The sequence below is a fragment of the Paenibacillus sp. FSL H7-0735 genome (assembly GCF_038008505.1).
Lineage (GTDB): Bacteria > Bacillota > Bacilli > Paenibacillales > Paenibacillaceae > Paenibacillus_AQ > Paenibacillus_AQ odorifer.
In genome coordinates, this window is record NZ_JBBOZH010000001.1 from 1,547,524 (window position 1) to 1,571,677 (window position 24,154).

General features: G+C 44.5%; 20 protein-coding genes. 16 read left to right on the forward strand and 4 right to left on the reverse strand.

Annotated elements, in window-relative coordinates:
- The first annotated feature begins 271 nt into the window (after positions 1–271).
- Both tkt and ppnP read left to right on the forward strand, forming a co-directional pair.
- On the forward strand, positions 272–2,314 hold the full coding sequence (gene tkt / locus NSS82_RS07115; protein ID WP_076272047.1) for a transketolase: 2,043 nt from the start codon (positions 272–274) through the stop codon (positions 2,312–2,314).
- A 33-nt stretch (positions 2,315–2,347) separates the two neighbouring features.
- Positions 2,348–2,665, forward strand: coding sequence for a pyrimidine/purine nucleoside phosphorylase (gene ppnP, locus NSS82_RS07120; RefSeq protein ID WP_076272046.1), 318 nt, complete (start codon positions 2,348–2,350; stop codon positions 2,663–2,665).
- 1,745 nt (positions 2,666–4,410) lie between these two features.
- On the opposite strand, the gene NSS82_RS07125 is transcribed toward ppnP, so the two are convergent.
- Positions 4,411–5,313 carry an NAD(P)-dependent oxidoreductase gene (locus NSS82_RS07125; RefSeq protein ID WP_076099037.1) on the reverse strand — a complete coding sequence of 301 codons (903 nt, stop codon included), beginning with the start codon at positions 5,311–5,313 and terminating at the stop codon, positions 4,411–4,413.
- 234 nt (positions 5,314–5,547) lie between these two features.
- Between NSS82_RS07125 and NSS82_RS07130 the strand changes: the two genes are divergently transcribed.
- The 3 genes from NSS82_RS07130 to NSS82_RS07140 all read left to right on the forward strand — a co-directional run bounded on the left by NSS82_RS07130 (position 5,548) and on the right by NSS82_RS07140 (position 8,267).
- A complete protein-coding gene (locus NSS82_RS07130) occupies positions 5,548–6,903 on the forward strand; it encodes a glucose-6-phosphate isomerase (RefSeq protein ID WP_036681734.1) in 1,356 nt (451 codons plus the stop codon).
- A 146-nt stretch (positions 6,904–7,049) separates the two neighbouring features.
- Entirely contained in the window at positions 7,050–7,682 is a 633-nt protein-coding gene (locus tag NSS82_RS07135; protein ID WP_076104841.1) for a YigZ family protein, read from the forward strand.
- A 3-nt stretch (positions 7,683–7,685) separates the two neighbouring features.
- The gene (locus NSS82_RS07140; protein WP_036681739.1) at positions 7,686–8,267 is read left to right on the forward strand and encodes a TetR/AcrR family transcriptional regulator; all 582 of its coding nucleotides are present in this window, start codon (positions 7,686–7,688) and stop codon (positions 8,265–8,267) included.
- Between the two features lie 146 nt (positions 8,268–8,413).
- Here the strand turns inward: NSS82_RS07140 and NSS82_RS07145 are convergent, their stop codons facing one another.
- The gene (locus NSS82_RS07145; protein WP_036681742.1) at positions 8,414–8,815 is read right to left on the reverse strand and encodes a secondary thiamine-phosphate synthase enzyme YjbQ; all 402 of its coding nucleotides are present in this window, start codon (positions 8,813–8,815) and stop codon (positions 8,414–8,416) included.
- Between the two features lie 208 nt (positions 8,816–9,023).
- Here NSS82_RS07145 and cysT point away from each other — a divergent pair, with 208 nt between their 5' ends.
- The 7 genes from cysT (at position 9,024) to NSS82_RS07180 (ending at position 16,702) form a co-directional block, all read left to right on the forward strand.
- Positions 9,024–9,839, forward strand: coding sequence for a sulfate ABC transporter permease subunit CysT (gene cysT, locus NSS82_RS07150; RefSeq protein WP_038569140.1), 816 nt, complete (start codon positions 9,024–9,026; stop codon positions 9,837–9,839).
- Positions 9,836–10,633, forward strand: a complete 798-nt coding sequence (locus NSS82_RS07155; RefSeq protein WP_036681745.1) for a sulfate ABC transporter permease subunit — start codon at positions 9,836–9,838, stop codon at positions 10,631–10,633. Before cysT ends, NSS82_RS07155 begins: the two co-directional genes overlap by 4 nt.
- Before the next feature lies 1 nt (position 10,634).
- The gene (locus NSS82_RS07160; protein WP_076104838.1) at positions 10,635–11,699 is read left to right on the forward strand and encodes a sulfate/molybdate ABC transporter ATP-binding protein; all 1,065 of its coding nucleotides are present in this window, start codon (positions 10,635–10,637) and stop codon (positions 11,697–11,699) included.
- A 317-nt stretch (positions 11,700–12,016) separates the two neighbouring features.
- Positions 12,017–13,084, forward strand: a complete 1,068-nt coding sequence (locus NSS82_RS07165) for a sulfate ABC transporter substrate-binding protein (RefSeq protein WP_076272045.1) — start codon at positions 12,017–12,019, stop codon at positions 13,082–13,084.
- A 139-nt stretch (positions 13,085–13,223) separates the two neighbouring features.
- A complete protein-coding gene (locus tag NSS82_RS07170) occupies positions 13,224–14,009 on the forward strand; it encodes an MBL fold metallo-hydrolase (RefSeq protein WP_076272044.1) in 786 nt (261 codons plus the stop codon).
- 309 nt (positions 14,010–14,318) lie between these two features.
- Positions 14,319–14,900, forward strand: a complete 582-nt coding sequence (locus tag NSS82_RS07175) for a GNAT family N-acetyltransferase (RefSeq protein ID WP_076272043.1) — start codon at positions 14,319–14,321, stop codon at positions 14,898–14,900.
- Positions 14,901–14,956: 56 nt separating this feature from the next.
- On the forward strand, positions 14,957–16,702 hold the full coding sequence (locus NSS82_RS07180; RefSeq protein WP_341109722.1) for an ABC transporter ATP-binding protein: 1,746 nt from the start codon (positions 14,957–14,959) through the stop codon (positions 16,700–16,702).
- A gap of 71 nt (positions 16,703–16,773) precedes the next feature.
- Here NSS82_RS07180 and NSS82_RS07185 read toward each other — a convergent pair whose 3' ends face one another.
- Together NSS82_RS07185 and NSS82_RS07190 are read right to left on the reverse strand one after the other, a co-directional pair.
- Positions 16,774–17,577 carry a Cof-type HAD-IIB family hydrolase gene (locus tag NSS82_RS07185; protein WP_036681768.1) on the reverse strand — a complete coding sequence of 268 codons (804 nt, stop codon included), beginning with the start codon at positions 17,575–17,577 and terminating at the stop codon, positions 16,774–16,776.
- Positions 17,578–17,589: 12 nt separating this feature from the next.
- Positions 17,590–18,537 carry a DMT family transporter gene (locus NSS82_RS07190; protein ID WP_076104833.1) on the reverse strand — a complete coding sequence of 316 codons (948 nt, stop codon included), beginning with the start codon at positions 18,535–18,537 and terminating at the stop codon, positions 17,590–17,592.
- A gap of 228 nt (positions 18,538–18,765) precedes the next feature.
- Here NSS82_RS07190 and NSS82_RS07195 point away from each other — a divergent pair, with 228 nt between their 5' ends.
- The 4 genes from NSS82_RS07195 to NSS82_RS07210 all read left to right on the forward strand — a co-directional run bounded on the left by NSS82_RS07195 (position 18,766) and on the right by NSS82_RS07210 (position 24,063).
- Entirely contained in the window at positions 18,766–19,479 is a 714-nt protein-coding gene (locus tag NSS82_RS07195) for a metal-dependent hydrolase (protein ID WP_038569151.1), read from the forward strand.
- Between the two features lie 59 nt (positions 19,480–19,538).
- A complete protein-coding gene (locus NSS82_RS07200) occupies positions 19,539–21,350 on the forward strand; it encodes a cache domain-containing sensor histidine kinase (RefSeq protein ID WP_076272041.1) in 1,812 nt (603 codons plus the stop codon).
- Positions 21,343–22,542, forward strand: coding sequence for a response regulator transcription factor (locus NSS82_RS07205; RefSeq protein ID WP_076272040.1), 1,200 nt, complete (start codon positions 21,343–21,345; stop codon positions 22,540–22,542). The genes NSS82_RS07200 and NSS82_RS07205 overlap by 8 nt, the downstream gene beginning before the upstream one ends.
- 189 nt (positions 22,543–22,731) lie before the next feature.
- Positions 22,732–24,063, forward strand: coding sequence for an ABC transporter substrate-binding protein (locus NSS82_RS07210; protein ID WP_076142159.1), 1,332 nt, complete (start codon positions 22,732–22,734; stop codon positions 24,061–24,063).
- The last annotated feature ends 91 nt before the right edge of the window (positions 24,064–24,154 follow it).

Consider the following 24,154-nt stretch of genomic DNA (forward strand, 5'->3'; position numbering starts at 1 on the left):
ATAATGAATGAAAATTTTACTTGAGTAACTCCATCTTACTTTATATTCGAGCATTGTAAAACAAACTTTAGTCGCAATAGAAAACTAGACCATAGGCTAAGTAAAAACCCGTCTCATGACATAGTTACTTTTGCGTATATAAATGCGTAGATATTGCAAAACATAAGCTGTCAAACAAAGAGTTTTTAAAAACAATTGGAATTGCTTCCACACTAGTGATACAATAAGAGTCAAAATGACATTCTTGAGATTTCAGAGGAGGAACTATTAAATGAGTGAACAAGAACAAGCGATCCAGAAGGAAGAAAACTCAACAGTAGATAACTTGTCTATCACAACAATTCGTACGTTGGCTATTGATGCTATCGAAAAAGCGAATTCCGGCCATCCAGGTATGCCAATGGGTTCTGCACCAATGGGCTACCAACTGTTTGCAAAAACAATGAATCATAACCCTGATCATCCAACATGGGTAAACCGCGATCGTTTTGTATTGTCCGCTGGACATGGTTCCATGCTTCTGTACAGCTTGCTGCACCTTAGCGGCTATGATCTTCCTATGGAAGAATTGAAACAATTCCGTCAATGGGGTAGCTTGACTCCTGGTCACCCGGAAGTTGGTCACACAGCTGGTGTTGATGCAACTACAGGTCCGCTTGGACAAGGTATTGGTATGGCCGTTGGTATGGCTATGGCCGAAGCTCAATTGGGCGCAACCTACAACAAAGAAGGACATAACGTAGTTGACCACTATACTTATGCTATTTGTGGTGATGGTGACCTTATGGAAGGGATCTCTTCTGAGTCCGCTTCTCTTGCGGGTCATTTGAAACTCGGAAAATTGGTTGTATTGTATGATTCAAATGATATTTCCCTTGATGGTAAATTGAATCTTTCTTTCTCCGAAAATGTAGCTCAACGTTTTGATGCTTATGGTTGGCAAGTTCTGCGTGTAGAAGACGGAAATGACCTTCCGGCTATTGAAAAAGCTATTGCTGAGGCGCAAGCTGAGACTAGCAAACCGACTTTGATCGAAGTGAAAACAGTTATTGGTTATGGTAGCCCTAACAAACAAGGTAAAGGCGGCCATGGCGGTACTCACGGTTCTCCACTTGGAGCAGAAGAAGCTAAGCTGACCAAAGATTTCTACAAATGGGTATACGAAGAAGATTTCTATGTGCCTGACGAAGTTCGTGCACATTTTGCAGAAGTGAAGAAAAACGGAATCGCAGCTAACAAAGCTTGGGACGATAAATTTGCAGCTTACAAAAAAGCATATCCAGAGCTGGCTGCACAATTCGAAACAGTAATCAATGGCAATCTTCCAGAAGGCTGGGATGCTAACCTTCCAACTTACACTACTGAAGATAAAGCAGTATCGACTCGTGTCGCTTCCGGTAGTGCGCTTAACGGTCTGACTGCTGGCGTTCCTCAGCTAGTGGGTGGTTCCGCTGACTTGGAAAGCTCCACTATGACGCATTTGAATGGTTTGACATCTTTCACACCAGAATCTTATGATGGCCGCAACATTTATTTCGGCGTACGTGAGTTTGGTATGGCTGCTGCAATGAACGGTATTGCTCTGCACACTGGTCTTAAAGTATTCGGAGGAACATTCTTCGTATTCACAGACTACCTGCGTCCAGCAATTCGTTTGGCATCGATCATGAAATTGCCAGTAACCTATGTACTGACACATGACAGTATTGCAGTTGGTGAAGATGGTCCTACGCATGAACCAATCGAACAATTGGCTTCCTTGCGTATCATCCCAGGTCTGACTGTTATTCGTCCGGCTGATGCTAACGAAACCTCTGCAGCATGGGCTTATGCTATGGAAAACAAAGAGAATCCGGTTGCTTTGGTTCTGACCCGTCAAAACTTGCCAATTCTTGCTGGAACCGTAGATGGCGTTCGTGAAAATATCAAACGTGGTGGTTATGTTGTCTCTGATTCCAAAAATGGCACTCCACAAGCACAACTTATCGCAACTGGTTCTGAAGTACAGTTGGCAGTTAAAGCGCAAGCTGCTTTGGCAGAAGAAGGCATCGATGTTCGTGTAATCAGCTTGCCAAGCTGGGATCTGTTCGAAAAACAAGACAAAGAATATCGCGATTCCGTAATTCTTCCAGGAGTCAAAGCTCGTCTTGCTATCGAAATGGCACAAACCTTCGGCTGGGAACGTTACACTGGTGACCAAGGCGATATCCTAGGCATCACTACTTTCGGAGCTTCCGCCCCTGGCGATAGAGTTATGAAAGAATACGGCTTTACTGTAGAGAACGTAGTTAGCCGTGTGAAAGCACTTCTGTAATTAACTGAATAATCATTAGGGGGAGAACAAGTAATGAGTCAGTTTAACAACGCAACGATCGAAAAAGCAGCCAATGTATATTATGGCGGACAAGTAACCAGCCGTACGGTAATTTTGCAAGATGGATCTAAGGTGACACTGGGCATCATGTTGCCGGGTGTGTATGAATTTGGTACAGAGGGTCCTGAAATTATGGAGATTCTGTCCGGCGATCTTAAAGTGCTGCTTCCCGGCACTGAGGTATGGCAGGAGATTAAGGGAGCGTCAACGTTCAATGTTCCTGGCAACTCTAAATTTGCGTTGGAAGTATTTGAAGTAACTGATTATTGCTGTTCTTACCCGGTTCTATAGAAAACAGACTTTTCTAAGGGTTGTCCTATAAGTAGCTTTTTTCATTGAGTGAGACGACCCGGATACACTTTAAAAATCGTAGAAGTCAGCAAAGCAGCGGTTCTCCCGTTATTGGAGGATCGCTGCTTTTTGTTGTGGCTGGTGATTGCTTGATGTTCAATTATGTATTCATCATTCTCTTTTGGAGCTTAAGGACGCAGATGACGTTAGGGTGGATATCGGATCATCACCAAATTAGTACCCAGTCATAACCATCCCCGCCGCGTACGGACGCAGACGACGTTAGCGCTGGAGCAACACTAATTTAACACTGGGTCAGCACCATTCCTACCACTTAAGGACCCAGATGACGCTATTAGCAAATTTATAGCCTTTTGAATAGGGTTTCGGACTCCAGTGCAGCTATTCCATAGAAACAGCCTCATAATTGGCATTTTTTATGCCAATAACGACTATGGAGTCCGATAGCATGCCAAATGTGAGATTATACTGCGAATAAGGTCAGCTGAGTCCGATAGCGCTGTGTCATCACCAACTTTAGGCACCCGGTTAGCACCAACCCACCGCGTACGGACCCAGATGACGTTAACACTAGATCAACACCAATGTAGCACCGGGTCGACACCAATCCTACCGCTAAGGACCCAGATGGCGCTATTAGCAAATTTATAGTCTTTTGAGCAAGTTTTCGGACACCAGTGCAACTATTCCATGGAAATAGGCCCATAATTGGCGCTTTTTATGCCAATAGCGACTATGGAGTCCGATAGCATACCAAATGTGAGATTACACTGCGAATAAGGTCAGCTGAGTCCGATGGCGCAGTGTCATCACCAACTTTAGGCGCCGGGTCCGCACCAACCCACTGCGTACGGACCCAGATGACGTTAACGCTGGATCATCACCAATTTAGTACCGGGTCAACCCCAATCCTACCGCTTAAGGACCCAGATGACGCTATTAGCAAATTTATAGTCTTTTGAGCAAGTTTTCGGACACCAGTGCAACTATTCCATGGAAATAGCCTCATAATTGGCGCTTTTTATGCCAATAGTGACTAGGGAGTCCGATAGCATGCCAAATGTGAGATTATACTGCGAATAAGGTCAGCTGAGTCCGATAGAGATAGCTGTGTACCGCAGAGGTTACCTAGTTAAAGGAAACTCGAAGTTTGGAGCGAGGGAGAGGTTCCAAATAATGCGGGGTATACCGTATTTATCAAGCAATCATCTTGGTAACCATTTTGCAACTAACCAGCAACTTCTCCAGTAGCACTCCAGTAACTATCCAGTAACTATCCAACTATTTAGCACTCCTTGAGTAACTTTTCTGCAACAATCCAACAACTCATCACTCCTTGAGCAACTTTACTGCAACAATCCAACAACTCATCACTCCTTGAGTAACTTTTCTGCAACTATCCAGCAACTCCACCAGCGACTAACTAGCCTAACCAGTAACTAACCAGCATTTCACCACTAATTCAGTAACTTTTTGCGACTAACCAGTACTTCGCGATCTTCTTAGTAACTATCTCGTCAACACTGCCACAACGTCCCGAGTAACTCTACAGCAACCAATATTTTCTTGCACTACAACTGTTAATTTGGTATTATAAATATACAAACAAACGTTCGTATATTTGGTTTAACAATGGAATTCTCCATAAAGAAAAGACCGCATCGCAATATCATGTGCGGGGCGGTCGTAAATGTTCTTATGAAGTAGGTATTGAGTTCTTTAATTTATTTATCGGATACATTTGCACCCATCTTTTGGCCGATCCACTCTTCGTAACATTTCACTACAGCAGAGAGATCTTCTTCACCATAACCTTGGGTGAATCCAGCTTGGAACATGCTTTTAGCCAAGCCCAGCATAGGAGAAGGAACGCCTGTTGAATCGCTGTGGGCAGAGGCAAGCTTCAAATCCTTAAGCATTAGAGCGAGGGAGAATTGATTGCTGAAATCATCTTCTATGATTTTACGTCCTTTAAGCTCAGCTTGTTTGCTGCCCGCTGAACCAAGTTGTACCAGTTCCAAGAACTTGTCTGCTGGTACACCTGATTTAACGGCAATGGCGAACCCTTCGGCTAGGGCAACATTATGAATGCCGACCATAGCATTGTGAGCCAGCTTGGCTACAGCACCGCTGCCGTTTTCGCCCATATGTAGCAGCTTCTTACCCAAAGTATCAAAGATATCACGATGTTGTTCTATGACCTCAGCACTACCGCCGACCATGAACACTAAGGTTCCTTCAATCGCTGCTGGTTTGCTTCCAGTTACTGGAGCGTCTAGGAAATGTCCACCACGAGCTTCTACAGCGGCGGCAATTTCGCGAACCAGTCCCGGTGAAATTGTGCTGGAATCAATAATTAGTCCACCGGGCTTCACAGCATCAAGAATACCATCTTGACCATAAAACACTTCACGAACCGAATCATCATTGCTGATCATGGTAATAATAACATCCTTACCCTCAGCCGCTTCGCGGGGCGTGAGAGCAGTCTGGGCACCTTCTGCTTCAAGAGGTTTACATTTGGCTGCCGTACGGTTGTATACCGTAACCTGAAAGCCGCCACGTAGTAAATTGGAGGCCATAGGCGCACCCATTGTTCCGAGTCCGATAAAACCGATTTGTTTCATTTATATAGCCACCTTCCGTTTTCTTTATTCTATCACGGCACTTAGTCCAGCACCACAGCGCACCTATGTCTTTTGATACAGGAAACGCTTCCAGGGAACTTTGGGAAACTTGGTTCTAATGCCCTCTATGTGCCCTAAGACCTTGCCAGTCAAGGCAAATTAAAGTATCCTAATTATAAAGTTGTAACAAACGGTTTTAAATTTAAAGAGATAAACAGGAGGTTACCATTACCGATGTCTAAGAAGATTAATTTTGACTACACAAAAGCTCTTTCGTTTTTTAACCAACAAGAAATCGACAACCTTGCCGCCCCAGTTAAGCTAGCACACGAACAGTTGCATAACAAGACTGGTGTAGGTTCTGACTACCTTGGATGGATCGATCTGCCGACAGCTTACGATAAGGAAGAATTTGCTCGCATTCAACAAGCTGCTAAGAAGATCCAAAGCGATTCCGAGGTGCTGATTGTAATTGGTATCGGAGGTTCTTATCTGGGAGCACGCGCAGCTATTGAGGCGCTATCGCATTCTTTCTACAATAACCTTTCTAAAGATAAACGCAAAACTCCAGAAGTTTATTTCGCTGGTAATAACATTAGCTCTACATACATCACGCATCTGCTTGATCTAGTAGAAGGCAAAGACTTCTCCGTGAACGTAATCTCCAAATCAGGAACTACTACTGAGCCAGCAATTGCTTTCCGCATTTTCCGCGCTGCGCTGGAGAAGAAATACGGCAAGGAAGAAGCTCGTAAACGCATTTACGCTACTACAGACAAGGAAAAAGGTGCCCTTAAGAAATTGGCAACTGAAGAAGGTTATGAATCCTTCATCATTCCAGACGATGTAGGCGGACGTTACTCCGTATTGACACCTGTAGGCTTGCTGCCGATTGCTGTAGCTGGCATTAACATTGAAGAAATGATGCAAGGTGCTGCTGCCGCTGCGGATGAGTTCAACAATCCAGATGTAGCTACTAACCAAGCTTATCAATATGCTGCAGTTCGTAACGCTCTATACCGTAAAGGTAAAACAACTGAAATCCTCGTCAACTATGAGCCTTCCTTACACTTTGTATCTGAGTGGTGGAAACAATTGTTTGGCGAAAGTGAAGGTAAGGACTTCAAAGGAATTTATCCTTCTTCCGTTGATTTCTCCACAGATCTACACTCCATGGGTCAATTTATCCAAGAAGGTAACCGCAACATTTTTGAAACGGTTATCCAAGTAGATCAAGTAGCTCATCATGTTACGATTGAGAATGATCCGGATGATCTGGACGGCTTGAACTTCTTAACAGGAAAGACTATGGATTTTGTGAATAAGAAAGCTTTCCAAGGTACAATGCTTGCACATACAGATGGTCAAGTACCTAACCTTATCGTTACTATTCCTGATCAAACACCATACACCTTTGGATATTTGGTGTACTTCTTTGAAAAAGCCTGCGGTATCAGCGGATACTTGCTCGGTGTTAACCCATTTGACCAACCAGGCGTAGAAGCATACAAGAAAAACATGTTCGCATTGCTTGGCAAACCAGGTTACGAAAAAGAAAAAGCAGAGCTGGAAGCAAGACTTACTGAATAGTATTGCAGTAGGTTTTACAATAGCTAGTTATCACAGAACATTCATACTAATGTAAGTCACCAGGAGCAGTCCATAGGTAATCCAATACCGGGACTGCTCCTGACATTATATGAAGACATCATATGTAAATAAGGACTGGAATAATTATGTTAGAACACTATCGAACGGTCCGCTCTTCCGGCTCAAAGGAAGTTGTGATCCGCAAATCCCGCTTCATTGGTCATGTTATGCCAGTGGAGAATGAAGAAGAAGCTTTGTTGTTTATCGAGGACATCAAGAAGAAACATTGGAACGCAACGCATAACTGTTCTGCTTATGTGATTGGGGAGAGAGACGAAATCCAGAGGCAATCGGACGACGGGGAGCCGAGTGGTACAGCCGGCAAACCGATTTTGGAAGTAATCCGCAATCAGGGAGTTAAAAATGTCGCAATCGTAGTTACCCGTTATTTCGGAGGCATTATGCTGGGTGCCGGTGGGCTGATTAGAGCTTATACGGATGGAGCAGTGCTTGCGCTTGAAGCAGGAGAAGTAATCACCCGTGTACTGAGACGAGAGGTATTCGTAGAGATCGAGTACACTTGGCTGGGCAAGGTTGAGAACGAACTTCGAGGAAGAGGGATTCAGACTGGCGAGACTTTGTTCACCGACAAAGTAACGTTGTTATGTTTGCCGCGAAATGATGAGGGTGAGACTTTTATGGCATGGATAACAGATCTAACCCAAGGGCAAGCCCTGATAACAGAAGGGCGGCGGATTTACTACAGCGAAGGGGATTAGTATATGGCAAGGAGAGCAGTGGAGCAGGAGTTGTCGAGGGAAAGGATTCTAGAGGCCGCTAGGCATCTATTTATAACCAAAGGGTATCGGGCAATTTCAATGCGAAGTATTGGTCAGCATTTGGGATATAGCCACGGCTCTCTCTATTATCATTTCAAGGAAAAGGCGGAGTTGTTCTACGCTATTGTTGTAGAGGATTTTAATCATGTGGCTGCTTTACTCAGCCAAGTAATGAATAAACCACCTGAAGAAGGAATGACAAGGGTAGAACAGCTGATTATGGAATTTATTAGATTTGGAATAGATCATCCCTATCAATATGAAATTATGTTCATGATTCGCGATGAGGAATTGCTAGCTTATTGTAGAGCAGAACAGGGACGATGTTTTGATTTATTCTCAAGTATTGTACGCCGTCATATGAAGGAAGAGGGATATGTGTCTGAGGACTGGCAGAATGTGCCGTTAACAATGTTCTTGTCTGCACACGGATTTATTTCTTATTATATCCAGGATAAAGTATCGTTTGACGATGTGAAAGAGGCAGCGTTAGCTCATATAAAGGTTTTATGTCGCAGCCTTTAACATGCTGTTTTTTTTATAGATCTTCACTTTAAAGCTGTGCATTGGTATAACACTGCTTCTCTGCTTGATGAAAGTATTACTAGACTCTAGTTATAGTCTAAATGGCCGCTCCGTAGCGATAACGGAAGCGGCCATTTGTATGTTTATTATCCCTCTACTATTTTTAAGAAACATTGCCGGCGTCTAGGTCCATCGAACTCACAGAAATAAATACCTTGCCAACGACCGAGAATTAATTCACCTTCGTGGATGATCAGGGTCTGGGAAGGCCCGGTAGTAATAGATTTAAGATGAGAGGCAGTATTGCCTTCCGCATGCCGATACTTCGGATGCTCCCAAGGGTAGACCTCATCCAGACGCATCAGAACATCATGCTTCACATCAGGATCCGCATTTTCATTAATAGCAATACCAGCAGTGGTGTGAGGACAATAAACTACAATTAATCCGTCTTGAATTCCACTTTTTTTTACATAAGAAATGACTTCCCGAGTAATATCACGCAATTCATCCCGCTTTGTAGTAGTGATCTCCAGAGTATGCAACATAATCATTCCCCTTCCTGTGAGGTGCCATTTTTTAGTGTACCTTTGATACATATATTTTAACCCAAATTCACTTGAAAGTAATTGACGGCGGTGAGAAGGATTTGGTAAAGTAGTAATAATATAAAACCAAGTATATAAATAGGAATAATTAATGAGGATTTTGGTTAGTATACCGACCGGTTATCCGGAGGTGGGAGGGCAAAAATCATTGAATTCGCTGCTTAGACACAAAGGCTGGACTTGGGGTTTCCGAACTACAATTTTGCTTTATTTTGTAGTATTGATCGTGTTGCCCATACTCGGGGTCTATTACAACTCTTTTTCTCTTGGTTTTGGCAATTTTGTGGAAAGCGTCAGCGACCCAATTGCTTGGAAGTCGGTGCTGTTAACCTTAAAGCTGGCGATTATCGCTACTTTAATTAATGTCTTGTTAGGAACTATGATTGCTTGGGTCCTTATTCGTTATCAATTTGCTGGTAAAGCGCTGCTAAACAGTCTGGTCGATTTACCTTTTGCACTGCCAACAGCAGTCGGAGGTTTGATGATTCTACTGCTGCTTGGACCAGGTAGCCTTATCGGCAAAGCAGCTGAGGCACTTGGATTTGAAATTGTTTTTCATCAACCGGCTATCGTAATTGCTATGGTGTTCGTGACGTTTCCATTCGTGATTCGAGCGGTTCAGCCCTTGCTGGAGGAGTTGGATCCATCCGAAGAGGAAGCAGCATATACAATGGGTGCCAAGGGGGCAAGGGTATTCTGGCAAGTTATTCTTCCATCTATGGCGCCTGGGATGATCAGTGGTGGGATGCTCGCATTTTCAAGAGCGCTTGCGGAATTTGGTGCAGTGGTACTCGTCGCAGGTAATATTCCGGGCCGTACGCTTGTATCTTCTGTTTTTATTTTTGGTGAAGTTGAAAGTGATAATCCGGTCTCCGCCGCTGCGGTTTCTGTTATTCTCTTGACCTTATCCTTTCTCATTCTTTGGCTGATTAATATGCTGCAGATGCGGGGGAGACGCTCATGAGAAAACTATGGATTGCTCTTACTTATTTAGTGTTTTTTTTGCTGATTGCTGCTCCATTAGGAAAAATGGCTATGGGTGCTTTTAGTGAAGGATTTGGTGGATTCTGGAATGCACTGACTAGGCCCGAAGCGCTGCATGCGCTAATGATGACTGGGCTTGTTGTGATAGTAGTTACGTTATTAAATACATTGTTCGGTATTATGATGGCTCTGTATCTTGTTCGGGCGAACTGGATCGGCAAGCGTCTAAAAGGATTATTGAACAGTATTGTAGATTTGCCTTACGCAGTATCCCCTGTAATCGGAGGATTGATGATTGTCCTGTTGCTGGGTCCCGATAGTACCTTGGGGGCGATTTTTGAGGGGATTGGACTAAAGATCGTTTATGCGATTCCCGGAATGATCATTGCCACTTTATTTGTTACCTTTCCTTTAATGGTGCGCGAGGTGATGCCGGTGCTTCAGGAGATTGGTTCACAGCAGGAGGAAGCGGCTTCGACATTGGGCGCTCGTAGCTGGACTATTTTTTGGAAGGTAACTTGGCCTTCGATTCGTTGGGCGGTTGTGTATGGTGTCATTCTTACGGTGGCACGTTCACTTGGAGAGTTCGGTGCGGTGCTCGTGGTCTCGGGGAACATTATGAATAAAACCCAGACGGCGACAACTTTAGTCTATCAGGATGTTGAGAATTTTAATGTAACGGCTGCTGGAGGAATAGCGCTAGTTCTGGCTGCATTTTCCGCAGGTCTGCTGCTGTTGATGGAATGGACCAAGAGAAGAAAGGAAGTGCAGTAATATGCATGTAGAAGTGCGGGGGTTAAACAAGCATTTTGGAGATTTTCATGCGGTCAAGGACGTCAATTTCACCATTACAAAAGGTCACCTGATTGGATTGCTCGGCCCAAGTGGAGGCGGGAAAACCTCAATTCTACGTATGCTGGCGGGACTGGAGTCACCGGATACCGGAGAGATTATTTTTCATGGTCAAACGGTGAACAATCTTCCTCCTCAAGAACGTGGGATCGGCTTCGTCTTCCAGAACTATGCACTCTTCAAACATATGACTGTATTTGATAATATCGCTTTTGGTCTAAAGGTTAAAAAGGCTAACAAAACAGCCATCCGCGATCGTGTTATGGAACTTGTGGAGCTTACAGGGTTAAAAGGGTTCGAGAAACGTTATCCGCATCAGCTATCAGGGGGACAACGTCAGCGTGTGGCTTTTGCACGTGCGCTTGCGCCTGAACCACAGCTGCTGCTTTTAGATGAACCTTTTGCCGCTATTGATGCGAAGATCCGCCAGGAGCTGCGCGCTTGGCTGCGTGAACTGATTGAACGTGTAGGTATCACCTCTATTTTCGTAACCCATGACCAAGATGAAGCGATTGAAGTAGCGGATGAAATCATGATTATTAATCAAGGACGCTTGGAACAAAAGGGTACCCCGTGGGATATTTACAAGGAGCCTAAAACACCGTTCGTGGCAACATTTATCGGTGAATCTACGCTGATTGAGAACGCTTCTGAGGTTAAAGGCTTTACAGGTGCGGGGGACGGCAAGCCTACCAAAGCACTGATTCGTCCTGAATATATTGAAGTGGGTAACCTGCATGAGTTCAAGATGGCTTCTGCCACGGAAAAAGGTGTTGTGAAACATCTGCATTTCCGCGGAAGCGAATGGCTCGTTGAGGTTGAAGTAAATGGCCACAAGCTGGTCACCTACCGTTCGTTGGAGAAAGAAACCTTGCAGCCGGGTCAGGAAATTTCAGTACTGGTACATCGGGCTTATTTATTTAATGATGAGCGCAGCTGGATCCAGGAGAACAACCTGAAAGAAGATCCAATGCCGATTTTTATTTAAAAATAAATAAAATGATTTTCAATTTTTTTTGATAGTAGCGAATGTGATGAGCTAGGATTAGAGGAACTGATGTGAAGGTAAGAAGTAATGAAGTGGAAGTTTGGAACTGTAGGAGCGGAGTGACCGCCTTTGTTTCCGGATTTAATCCGCTGAGAATATAAAATCAATAAATCTGGGAACAACAGCGGCCGAAAGTCCAAACATTCCACGTAATTACGGCAAAGACCAAACGTTGGTTACTTGAATTTTAAGTTTCAGCCATAGAGCTACTTTCAAGGAAATATTAAAAATCATTACCTCGAAGGATGTGGGCCGCAATGAATGTCAAAAGGAGCAGACAACTGCACGGATGTTTTGCTGCCCTAATGCTGGCTATACTCACACTGACAGCAGTCGGTTGCGGGAATGAGAAGGCAGTTACGACGATGGCAGAGCCTTCGAAGCAAGGGGATGTTACGCTGGTAATTGGCGCATACAGTGTGGCTAAGGATGCAATGCAGGATATTTTGCCGTTATTTGCTGCGAAGTGGAAAGCGGATACGGGTCAGGATATTAGTTTTCAGGAGTCTTATGAGGCTTCAGGGACACAGGCGCGAGCGATTGTAGGTGGATTTGAAGCGGATGTGACGCTGCTAGCCATGGAAGGTGATGTCGAGAAGCTAGTTAAGGCTGGACTCGTAACGCCGACATGGAAAGAGCAGGGTGAACAAGGTATGGTGACACGTTCAGTAGTTGCTCTTGGTACCCGCGAGGGAAATCCCAAAGGCATTCGCGATTTTTCGGACTTAGCCAAGCCGGGGATTAAAGTGTTATATCCCAACCCGAAGACCTCTGGTGGTGCGCAATGGGATATCAACGCGATCTATGGGGCTGGTCTGAAGCTGTCAGAGGAGCAGGAGGGCGCAAAGGATCCAGCAGCAGCCAAAGCTTTTTTGGAAAGTATCCATGCCAATGTAGAGTCTCTGGATAAAAGTGGCCGCGCTTCTATGGCAGCCTTCGAGTATGGAGTGGGGGATGTAATTGTCACCTATGAGAACGAACTGCTGGCGCGGATTGCCCAGGGAGTCAAATACGAAGTTATTATTCCTAAAAATACAATTCTGATTGAGAATCCGGCGGCTGTTGTAGAGAAATATGCGGATGAGCATGGGACACGCATAGCATCAGAAGCACTGGTTGATTTTTTGATAACCCCACAGGCACAAGAGATCTTTGCAAAATATGGCTTTCGTCCCGTGGATAAACAAGTCTATGCTGAGCACAAAAGCGATTACCCTGATCCGGCGGGCCTCTTTGATATTAACTATTTAGGAGGCTGGGATGAGGTGCGAAGCTCACTTTATTCCAAGCGTGGAATTTGGTATCAGGTACTTGCCGGAATATAAGGTAGAGGTATAACAAAAGAGTCATCCCAGCAGTTCTTCTGTGGTGGGGATGGCTTTTTTTGGTGGGTCTCTTTAAGATAGAGAGAGGGTAATTTAGATTTATTACTTCGTTGAAGAGAACCTGAAGGAGAGATAACAGATGGATACGTTGGTGTTTTTGGGTACAGGGGATGCCATGGGGGTTCCTCGGGTATATTGCAGCTGTGAGACCTGTACAGAGGCAAGGGAACAGGGGGAAAATATTCGCCTGCGCTCTTCTGTACTTATAGATAATGGCAGTGACTTTTTAGTGATCGATTGTGGGCCTGACTGGCGGCGTCAGATGGAAGCGCAGGGAGTACGAAATATGCGCAGACTGCTGGTGACGCACGCTCATTTTGACCATATTGGTGGGCTGCCGGAATGGGCGGATGCCTGCCGCTGGATGGGATATAAAGGCCAGCTCTATGCCCCAGCAGAAGTGATTCCGATTATTGAGCGGCAATATCCATGGCTGCGCAATCAGATCGAGATGATTCCTTGTGATGAAGGCATAGAGCTAGACGGCTGGACAATAGATACCTGGAAAGTTAACCATGGCAAAAATGGATACTCGTATGCTTTTCGTCTGGAGAAGGAGGGCTATGTATGGGTGTATTGTCCAGATTCCATTTCTCTAGGAGCTGAAGAGACACGCCTGATGCATGGAGCTGACTTGCTGGTCTTAGGTACAAGCTTTTATTACGAAGCAGCGGAGTTATCCACTCGTTCTGTATATGATATGACGGAAGCTGCGGAGCTGCTGCAAACTGTGAAGCCTCAAAAGGCAATCTATACCCATATGTCGCATGATGTGGATATGAGAAAATCATATATTTTACCGGAAAATGTTACGCTGGCCGAGACGGGGATGAGAATACCCTTAGGATCTTCAGATGAAATTTAGGTAAAAAGAAAACTCCCTTCATTTGCTGGAAGGGAGTTTTCTTGATCTTATTTAAACCTGTTATATTCCGCCTTGTTGAATCTGTTTAATTAACTCTTCAAGCCAATAAATGGAGTGGTCCGCTTTAGTTGAGATATTCACTAAATCAAAAAGGGACATCATTCGGGCAACTTCAGCCTGTTGATGTTCCTTTTGTGATTTCTATTGCATTCAGTATTCAGATCCCGATATATACTATATAATCAAAAAGCATATCGTATTATTTTTACATATTTAGAATAATTATCATCGCCAGAGGAGGAGTACGAAGTGGCTGACTCCAAGGATCCAATCCTGCTTGATTTTCCCGAGAGTTTTGAAACAGAGAGGCTGCTCATTCGTGCCCCTTTATGGGGAGATGGAGTTAGCATGAATGAGGCTATCCGTGAAAGTATAGATGAATTGAGACCTTGGATGGCTTTTGCTCAAGTAATACCCACATTAGAAGAATCAGAGAAAGTTACTAGAGAAGGCAGACTGGAGTTTCTAAAAAGGTATAAGCTACATATGCGTATTTTTAGAAGGGATACGGAGGGTTTTATCGGCTGCATTAGCCTGCATCATCTAAACTGGGAACTCCGCAATTTTGAGATTGGTTATTGGATCCGGAGCGCCTGTGCAGGCAAAGGATATATGACAGAAGCCGTAAATGGAATCACCAATTTTGCCATACGGGAACTAGGGGCGAATCGTCTCGAAATCTTTTGTAGTGCACGAAACACCAAAAGTGCCGCAGTAGCCGAACGTGCGGGTTTTACACTGGAGGGGATCCTGCGCAGTGCGAGTATTGGGTATGACGGGGAACGGCATGATAATAAGGTGTTCGCTAAGGTTAGAGGTATAGAATTTTAAGTGAGAGGGCTGGTTCTTTGAAGCAGAAAGGCGTATTTTCAAGATTAAGTACATATATGTTAAGGCACAAGCTCTTATATACGATTTTATTATTTACGACTTTATTTGGGATTGTTCTGGATTTAACGATTGCTTGGCTGCTCTCAGTAATTACGGATGCTGCGGTTAGACTCGATGTGAAAGCTTTTAAAGGGCTGGTTATTTTCGGATTAATCTACTTATTAGTGAGTGCAATTAACGGTTTCATCGATCGATATTTCAAAAATAAAATCTCTGCCAAGATCAGAAATGAGCTGCGGTTGGATATGATGCGGCATGCTTTAGCTCTTCCTCAGTCTTATTTTGACCGTAATCATTCCGGGGATTTATTGTCCCGCTTTACTAATGATAATCAATCTGTTGGTAATGCTGCAGGCGAGGTAATGATTGATCTAATCCGTAACCCTTTACTAGCCCTCGCGGCTTTTGGTTATTTGCTCTATATTAACTGGTTACTGGCATTGATCTGTTTTGCAATGGGGCCTTTGATGTTCCTTACGGGAAAAATCTTCGGTTCAGCGATGCGTGAGAACAGTGTGAAGATTCAGACTAATATGAGCAAGATTACTTCCTTTTTACATGACATTCTAGGCAGTAGTATGGTGTTTAAATCCTTTAGCATTGAACGCAGACTAATGAAGCAGTATCAGGAGCATAGTGAGAATATTACTTCTGAAGAATTAAAGCGGGGAAGAATTGAGGGAGCTACTGGCTCATTCTCCTCTTTTTTGGGAAACTTTACGTTTCTTCTGGCGCTGGTCGTGGCTGGTTATTTTGTGGCAAAAGGATCACTTGAGGTCGGTGCGATGATTGCTTTCATCCAGCTCATGAATTATTTAGTGATGCCGTTCTCGTCATTGCCGGGACTGATCAATTCGATGCAGCAATCACTTGGGGCGGCGGGACGGATCTTTGAGGTGTTGGATAGCCCGGTGGAGGTTGAGACCCTTCCAGAAGTGGAGACTAAGCAACCAGAATTTGAGAGTATGGTTATGTCGTCGATCTCTTTCTCGTATCCGGGAGCAGAGAGACAAAGTATAAACAAGATTAGCTTAGAGCTTCAAAAGGGAACACAGATGGCGGTTGTGGGACCGAGTGGTGGAGGTAAATCTACGCTTTTTAAACTATTGCTGGGATTGTATGAACCCGATGAAGGCGAAGTAATAATCAATGGGCAGCGGATCAACGAGATGAGTCCGGCTAAGCTTAGAAGTTATTTTTCCTATGTGCCGCAAGAGGCAGGTCTTTATACGGGAAGCATTCGTGATAATATCCGGAATGGAAATCCAGAGGCGGATGAGCAAGAAATTCTGGAAGCTTTGCGAAAAGCGAATGCCTATGATTTTGTAATGGAATTGCCTGAGGGACTGGATACTGATATTGGTGAGGAAGGCTCACGACTGTCCGGGGGACAACGTCAGCGGCTATCCATTGCAAGAGCAATTCTGAGAAACGCTCCTATTCTGCTGTTGGATGAAGCTACTGCTGCACTTGACAATGAATCAGAAAAACTGGTGCAGCAGGCTATTCGTAAACTAATGGGAGATAAAACTACACTCGTTATCGCGCACCGTTTATCTACGATTCAGAACGCTGATATCATTCTCGTGATGGAGAATGGTGAAATTGTAGAGAGTGGAACGCATGAGGTACTGCTTGCTGCCGAAGGAAGATATAATGATTTGTACTATTCTCAGCTAGAGCAGGAAGAAGAGAGTGGAATGGGACCCGAGAAAGTGGAATTAGCTTCTACAGGAGTTTGAGTTTTGGAATAAAAAGGGGTGCAGCAACGTCATGAAATATGGCGTTGCTGCACCCTTTTGCTTAAGGAAGTTTAGTTCACTTTATTAAGAATGAATTTATCAATCGCATATTTCACGCCATCGTCATTATTGCTTAGGGTCACAAAATCAGCGATTTCTTTCAGAGCAGGAATAGCATTCTCCATAGCGACGCCAAGTCCGGCAGCTTCCAGCATCTCATGGTCGTTCCAAGAATCGCCTACAGCGATGGTCTCGGAAAGATCACAGCCGTAATGTTTGGCTAGGAATTCAAGTGCAATGCCCTTGGTTCCTTCATGATGCATGATTTCCAGAAAGTGTGGTTTGGATTTGGTAATATGCACGGAATCACCAAGCAATTCATGCAGGATTGGAGCCAGTTCATCCAAGAAATCAGGATCATCGATAATTAGCATTTTTGGTGTTTTTTGCGGGACAAGCTTTTCCCAGTCAGGCTCAATAAAATATTGCGTTTTATTCAAGTCCGTATAGTCTTTGATCTTTTGGTTGTCTTCACGGGCATATAGCTTGTCGTCAATGTAAGTTTGCAGATGCAGATTATGCTCCACGCAGTAAGTGAACAGCTTGCGGACTGCATCTTGCGGGACGTAACGCTCATACAGTACTTTTTCATCGAGCAAGTTCTTAACGAGTGCACCCTGGTAAGTAATGATAGGTACGTTTAGTCCAGTTTGACGGGCAATGGCTTGAGCGGAAGCGTAAGCACGGCCTGTAGCAAGGGTTACAACAACACCTGCGGCAACTGCCTCTTCAAGCGCAGTTTGGGTAGCGGGTGTTACTTCCTTGTCATCATTAATCAGAGTGTCATCAATATCAATCGCGATCAATTTGTACATTTGTCTCTCTCCTTATCTCTTTCTAAATAAATGTAATTTGGAAAAATAACTCTTCTTATGTTGATTCTGACCCGGTTCCGGGCTCAGCTCTGCCATAAGCATAGCCCCCAGAATACAACCACAACCGAGCAGAGCGGACAACCCGAGTGTTTCCCCGCCAAAGGCTAAACCCGTCAGAACGGCAAATACCGGTTCTGTGGCATAAATAATGGCTACCCGCGATGGGGTAGTATATTTCTGACAGGCGGTTTGAATCCAGAAGGCAAAAGCGCTGGTTGGCCCAATGGAGATCAGCAGAGCCCAAAGCACATCTGGGTCCTTAATCAGCTCCCCGCTGTGGGCGAGCGGTGTTGCCCCTTCAAAAATAAGCGAGGCAGCAATACTGAACAGCCCAACGAAAGCAAGCTGCAGAGTAGCTAGCGGCAACGCCGGATAATGAGGTGCATAAACGCCAGTATAGGCTACCTGTAACGCAAAAGCTATGGCACATAGAAGAATCAAGGCATCGCCTTTATTCAAGGATAATGCAGAGCCCGTGAACGTCAACAGATAAAGCCCGATTGCGGCGAGTGCTGCACTGAACCAAGTGTATCGTGAAATCGCATGCTTCAATAGGGCTAGAGACAGAAAGGGAACTAGGACAACTGATAGCCCGGTAATAAAGCCGGTATTAGAGGTTGTTGTATATAGAAGTCCCATAGTCTGAAAGCCATAGCCCAAAAACAAAAAAAGGCCAAGCAGCAGAGAATCGCGTACCATGCGGAAACTTAGCTGTTTCCAATCCTTGCGGTAAAAAATAACTGTGATTAGAGCCAGCAACAGGGCAGCGCCCATAAAGCGGATGCTATTAAACGCGAGTGGTGGCAGCACCTTGACAGCATTTTGTACAATCAGAAAGGTACATCCCCACATCATCGCCACTAATAGCAGGCTAAAATCGGCTATACGGGAACGCTTCACTACTTAGGTCATCCTTTCTTCAGCAGCTGTCGCCTCTATGTAGACGACAAGGTCAAGTTGTCCAAATTGTATCGTATATTCATGGAGAGGACAAGATAGAAATCGCGTAAAGGCTTATATACTAAGCGATTTCAGCGTTTTATGTAGACAAAAAAACCGGGTCTTGATATACTTCGATAACCGCACATTTGTTCTTGTTTTTGCATCTTAGAAAGGAGCGGTTTCACTATGATGGGCAGATCCCATTTAATTATCAGCACCGGGGTTACCCTATCTGTTATGAGTTTGATGGCCCATGAGATTACAATCCCGGTTATTGCCGTCGCCGCATTAAGCTCGCTCCTGCCAGACATTGATGAACCGAATTCGTTACTGGTACGCAAGGCGATTCCTGACTTTCTGCTCAGGATACTACAGGTTGCTTTGATAGGAGCAGCGATTTATCTTTATTTTGCAGGAATCGTTGAAAGCCCTTGGAATATTGTACTGGCCCTACTTGTGGGGAGTGTAACTTTCCTGCCGGGAAGAAAGCTGCGGCATCTGGTGATGGTACTAATCGCTACTGCGGTATTTGCATACGGAGGGGCGTATGATCCTTGGAACTACATAGTAGCTTGTATACTCGTAGTTACATCACTTGTCCCGCATCGTGGATTGACTCATACCTTATATGCTGTTGCAGGCTGGAGCACTTTATTGTATTTTGCTTCATCGGGTATACAGGATGGTGGTAGTCTATGGATAGCAGGCGGCATGTCTTATGCGCTTCATCTATTGGCCGACTCTCTCACCCAAAGGGGAATTACGCCCCTGCCGCCCATTCCATTTAAGCTGCGTCTAAAGCTAATGAGTACAGGCACGAAAAAAGGTGGAGCTGTAGAGAATGTTTTTATCCTGCTCACACTCGCCCTAGTTGTATATGTATTTATACTTTCTCCTTGAGATTTACGGATATGAAGCACATAATGAATTACCGCTAGAACACACAGGAGGCGGCTGTTATGCGGGGGGATTCCTTAGTGAAGTGGTTTGGAAGATTGCAGATTCGTAATAAAATAATCCTTATTTTTATACCGTTGATCATTTTTCCATTGCTTGCTTTAGGCTTGCTCTCAGGGCAGATGTTCAGCCGTTCGATGATCGAAAAGGCTAAGTACAATTTTAAAGATGAATCCAAGCTCATCATGCAGCAAATAGATACGATTGTAAAAAATACGGAGAGTAGTGCCAACATTATAACTACCGACATCCATCGGATGTATGCTGAACGTTCGTTGTTATCCTCGACAGTGGAGCAGACGCGGTTTCGCAATTTAATGCAGAGCCAGCTTTCTATCGATCTGATTATTTTTCCGGATGTCGACTCTGCTGTATTTGTGGATACGGAAGGGCAGATATATTCCTCTTACGCCTACGGTAATCCTAACGAGCAGAAGGTATTCACCAGCGATATGCTGGAGAAGGCTAAAGAAAAAGGCAGCTACGGAGTTAACCGTTGGCTTCCCATGGAGCAGAGAGATTATCTGGTTAGTGATCCGGCAGTTCCGGTGCTCACACTGAGTAAAGTCGTGTACAATCTTAAAACGGGCAACCTAATAGGTACATTATTTGTGAACGTAAAAGAAGATGCTCTCTCTGCTTTTCTGGAAACCGCTAGAGAAACCTCTTCGGACAAGAAATATTTTATAGTAGACGGAACGCAAAGGACCGTGTCCACCCCTGATAAATCAAAGCTTCTACTGAAGCCTGAGGACAGACTGAACGGCAGTCTTAGGAAGACGGGAAGCTCTGTCTCGGAAATTATCGGCAAGGGGAGCGGGCGAGAGCTGGTCACTGTGACGTATTATGATAAGCTGAATTGGAAGCTTGTGAATACGATTTCGCTGCAGAAGTTAACTGCGGATATTCACCGTAATATAACGTTAACTATATTCGTGGGAATAGGATGCCTGTTACTGTCTCTGCTGCTTGCAGGAAAGCTGTCACAGATTATCGTAAATCCGCTTCTTCAAGTGACGAAGGCGATGCGTAAAGTAAGGGAAGGCGATCTGAATGTCACCTCACCAGTGACTACAGAGGATGAGACTGGGCTAATCTCCACCGTATTCAATTCCATGGTTGGTCGTATTCAGGAGCTGATGCGGACGATTACAAACGAACAAGTCCGGAAACGTGAATATGAACTAGCTCTGATCCATGCCCAGATTAAACCCCATTTTCTGTACAACACACTGGATACGATTTATGTACTCAACGATTTGGAGCTTAATGAAGCAGCTCGGGATACGACCAAGGCACTGGCAGATTTCTATCGGGTTGTTCTTAGCAAAGGGAACGAGGTTATTCCACTGTCCGAGGAAGTATCAAATGCAGCTGATTATTTGGCTATTATGCAGGTTCGCAACCCCGACGTATTACGTTACGAGATTAATATCCCGAAATTTCTCGAAGGAGTCAAGGTACCCAAATTGTCCCTGCAGCCGCTCATCGAGAATGCAATCTACCATGGATTAAAAACAAAGGGCAGTCAGGGGCTAATCTCAATAGAGGCTTATACACACGGAAGAGAAGTTATCATTACCGTGGAGGATAACGGTGTTGGCATGTCCGGGGAGCAGGTGTCGCGGATTGTAGAATACCGCTCACGAGAAGGAAAACCGGCATCCATTGGCATTTACAGCGTTCATGAACGGATTAAGCTGTATTTTGGAGAACCATATGGCCTATCGGTAGAAAGTAAACTGGGAAAAGGTACTGTTATGAAAATGACGATTCCCGGTACGGAAGCGCAGGGGGGCAGCGTAGATGTATAAAGTGATGGTTGTAGATGACGAGCTGCTGTTTCGTTATTATATGCGGACCAAGCTGGATTGGAGTAAATATGATTTCAGTGTCTGTGGTGAAGCGTCAAATGGCAGAGAAGCGCTGGAAGAAGCGGAACGGACGAAACCAGATTTGGCTTTAGTGGACATTAGTATGCCCTATATGGACGGTATGGAGCTGGTTACCCGGTTACAGGCCAATGCTCCTGATATGCTTATTGTTTTTGTAACAGGGCACAATGAATTTGATTATGCACAAAAAGCGATTCGCTTAGGTGTACAAGATTATTTATTGAAACCGTTTAACCAGCAAGAGTTTAACGAGATGATGATCAAGGTGAAGCAGCGCCTTCAGTCACATAAAATAGGTGCACGCAAAGCTGGGAAGCCGGAAATAATTGCAGAAGGAACGGCTTCCAATAAGCTCTTTCCACTCCAAATGGACGAGCAGAATTCCTCTGAAGGGATAGAGGAGTTCTCCTTTCCATCCAAAGAAATCACTCATCTTGGAATTCAGGATGCCATGCTGATGGCGTTAAAGATGGGGGATGGCGATGCAGCGGCGAAGGACATAAGCAAATTAATTGAGATTCTACGACGCCAGAGAGGGGGAGGCAGCTATTCCTTTACTCTATTAATGAGTATAGTATCCCTTTGCCTTGCCTATGCTGGAGAAAGAGGGATCAATCCGGAAAGTCTCTGGAAACCAGCAGGTTCACCGGAGCAGCGGCTACGGGAGATGGATAACTGGGATGAGACTGAAAGCTGGATAAAAGGCTTGTACAGTAAAGTCATTGATCAAGGTCGTGAGCACCGCCCCTCTAAGTCGTACAATTTATTCATTGCCGCCAAAGAGTACATCCGGGAGCATTATTCCGATTGTGAGCTGACAGTTGACCAGGTGGCGAATGGCGTTTATGTAGATACCAGCTATTTACGGAAGGTTTTTCGAAAAGAAGGTGGAATCTCTGTACTTGATTTCATTACCTATACTCGTATGAAGCAGGCCAAGGAACTGCTTGCTGGAGGAAATGTGAGACTGTCTGAAATCGCCGGTAAAGTGGGCTATAATGACCCGAATTATTTCAGTAAATGCTTTAAAAAACACTATGGCATGCCGCCGTCTGAATTTGAGCAGCTGGCTGCCCGTTCCCGCCATATTGGCGTTAATAATGAAATTTAATAAACATATTTGGTGGCGGCTCTCTGGTGAGGCCGCTTTCATTTTGTCCTGTTTATTACCGATTGTGCCCGATATGGCTCTTTTTGGGTCTTCAAGGCTCAAATATAATAGAAACAGGACGATGAAAACGCTAACAAATAGTGGATTCAACTAGCTCCACTAAATAGAGCATCAGAAAGGGGATTCATTATGAGCAACAAGCTATTCAGAACACTGGGGGTTGCAACCGTTTTATCCTTAGCTTTCTCACTTACAGCCTGTGGTGGTAACAATGCCGGAAACGGTGGTTCAACCTCTGAAGGTTCCAATACGACCGCTGGGAATACCGATAAGAAAATTCAAATAAAAATTTATGCACAGCATTTTGACGAAGATACTTCAAAGCCATTTGATTATGCCGTAGAGGAATTAAAAAAGGAAATGCCGGAGGTGGAGATTGTACTGGATGAGGCTGTTCAAGATGGCTACCAGAAGCTGAAAACATATGCCGCGACTGGGAACATGCCGGATATTTATGAAACAGACTGGCCTACGCTGCAAACCTTCGCCAAATCTAAAAATGTCGAGCTGCTTGATGAATACCAAGCCACCAAAGATTTCAAAGCGAATCTAAATACAGGGAATGAATCCCGTCTGATTGCCCCAGACGGTCATGTATATGCATTCCCATATACGGGAATTGAATTCCAAATGTTGTTTTACAACAAGGATATCTTTAAAGAGGTAGGCATCGAGATGCCGATCAAGACGATCGATCAGCTGGCTGAAGCGGCTAAGAAGCTTTCTACAGCAGGGTATACACCGCTCTCAATTTTCGCGAAGGAGAAATGGATCACTACTTCTTTTTATAGCGGACTTGTGACTCGTGAGGAGACGAAAGGGTTTGGCCCACTCGAAACGAAGGGAACGACAACATTGCCTTCGCCTTATGTAACAGCAGCAGAACAAATGAAGAAGCTGGAAGAAGCAGGCTTGTTCGACGTCAATGCTACGAATACCAATTATGATCAAGCTTCATCTTTGTTCTACCAAGGAAAAGCTGGCATGTTCGTCAACGGTCAGTGGGAAATCTACAGCAGTGCTGAGAAGCTTGGGGATAAAGTGGATTGGATGTACTGGCCAGCTAAGGACGAAGCGACTTATGAGAATAACAAAATGTACATTAACGGTGCAGGAGGTCCTGGTGGCTTTGCCGTTTCTCCAAGCAGCAAGAATGTAGAGACTGCAGTGAAAGTAGCTAGTTTCATCGCACAAAAATATAGCGAATACAAATATACACAGCTGGGTAGCCCGATCGTAGCGACTAAAGTGGATAAAGAAATGACCGGTAAAGTGCCTGCCATGATGAAAAGAATCGCTGAAGAAGTGCTGCCAAACGTGAAGGGGTACGCCAATGCGGTAAGCAGTGTTCAAATTAAAAATGCACTGGACGACAATACACAAAATATGTTGATCGAAGGATTCTCGGCTAAGCAGTTCACGGATAACATGAACCGAGTGCTGAACAAAGAAAATAAATAATTAGAGAAATAAAATAAATAAAAATTGGTCCATGCCCTGCCGCTCACCCGGATCGAGCCCTTATATCGGGTGAGCAGCTTGGCAAGGAAGG

Excerpts from the sequence above, each read along its gene's own strand:
- NSS82_RS07130 (WP_036681734.1), top strand. The coding sequence starts at position 5,548 with ATGTCTAAGAAGATTAATTTTGACTACACAAAAGCTCTTTCGTTTTTT.
- NSS82_RS07135 (WP_076104841.1), top strand. The coding sequence starts at position 7,050 with ATGTTAGAACACTATCGAACGGTCCGCTCTTCCGGCTCAAAGGAAGTT.
- NSS82_RS07205 (WP_076272040.1), top strand. The coding sequence starts at position 21,343 with ATGTATAAAGTGATGGTTGTAGATGACGAGCTGCTGTTTCGTTATTAT.
- NSS82_RS07195 (WP_038569151.1), top strand. The coding sequence starts at position 18,766 with ATGATGGGCAGATCCCATTTAATTATCAGCACCGGGGTTACCCTATCT.
- NSS82_RS07155 (WP_036681745.1), top strand. The coding sequence starts at position 9,836 with ATGAGAAAACTATGGATTGCTCTTACTTATTTAGTGTTTTTTTTGCTG.
- NSS82_RS07185 (WP_036681768.1), bottom strand. The coding sequence starts at position 17,577 with ATGTACAAATTGATCGCGATTGATATTGATGACACTCTGATTAATGAT.
- NSS82_RS07200 (WP_076272041.1), top strand. The coding sequence starts at position 19,539 with ATGCGGGGGGATTCCTTAGTGAAGTGGTTTGGAAGATTGCAGATTCGT.
- NSS82_RS07140 (WP_036681739.1), top strand. The coding sequence starts at position 7,686 with ATGGCAAGGAGAGCAGTGGAGCAGGAGTTGTCGAGGGAAAGGATTCTA.
- ppnP (WP_076272046.1), top strand. The coding sequence starts at position 2,348 with ATGAGTCAGTTTAACAACGCAACGATCGAAAAAGCAGCCAATGTATAT.
- NSS82_RS07125 (WP_076099037.1), bottom strand. The coding sequence starts at position 5,313 with ATGAAACAAATCGGTTTTATCGGACTCGGAACAATGGGTGCGCCTATG.
- NSS82_RS07165 (WP_076272045.1), top strand. The coding sequence starts at position 12,017 with ATGAATGTCAAAAGGAGCAGACAACTGCACGGATGTTTTGCTGCCCTA.
- NSS82_RS07160 (WP_076104838.1), top strand. The coding sequence starts at position 10,635 with ATGCATGTAGAAGTGCGGGGGTTAAACAAGCATTTTGGAGATTTTCAT.
- NSS82_RS07180 (WP_341109722.1), top strand. The coding sequence starts at position 14,957 with ATGTTAAGGCACAAGCTCTTATATACGATTTTATTATTTACGACTTTA.
- NSS82_RS07145 (WP_036681742.1), bottom strand. The coding sequence starts at position 8,815 with ATGTTGCATACTCTGGAGATCACTACTACAAAGCGGGATGAATTGCGT.
- NSS82_RS07210 (WP_076142159.1), top strand. The coding sequence starts at position 22,732 with ATGAGCAACAAGCTATTCAGAACACTGGGGGTTGCAACCGTTTTATCC.
- NSS82_RS07170 (WP_076272044.1), top strand. The coding sequence starts at position 13,224 with ATGGATACGTTGGTGTTTTTGGGTACAGGGGATGCCATGGGGGTTCCT.
- tkt (WP_076272047.1), top strand. The coding sequence starts at position 272 with ATGAGTGAACAAGAACAAGCGATCCAGAAGGAAGAAAACTCAACAGTA.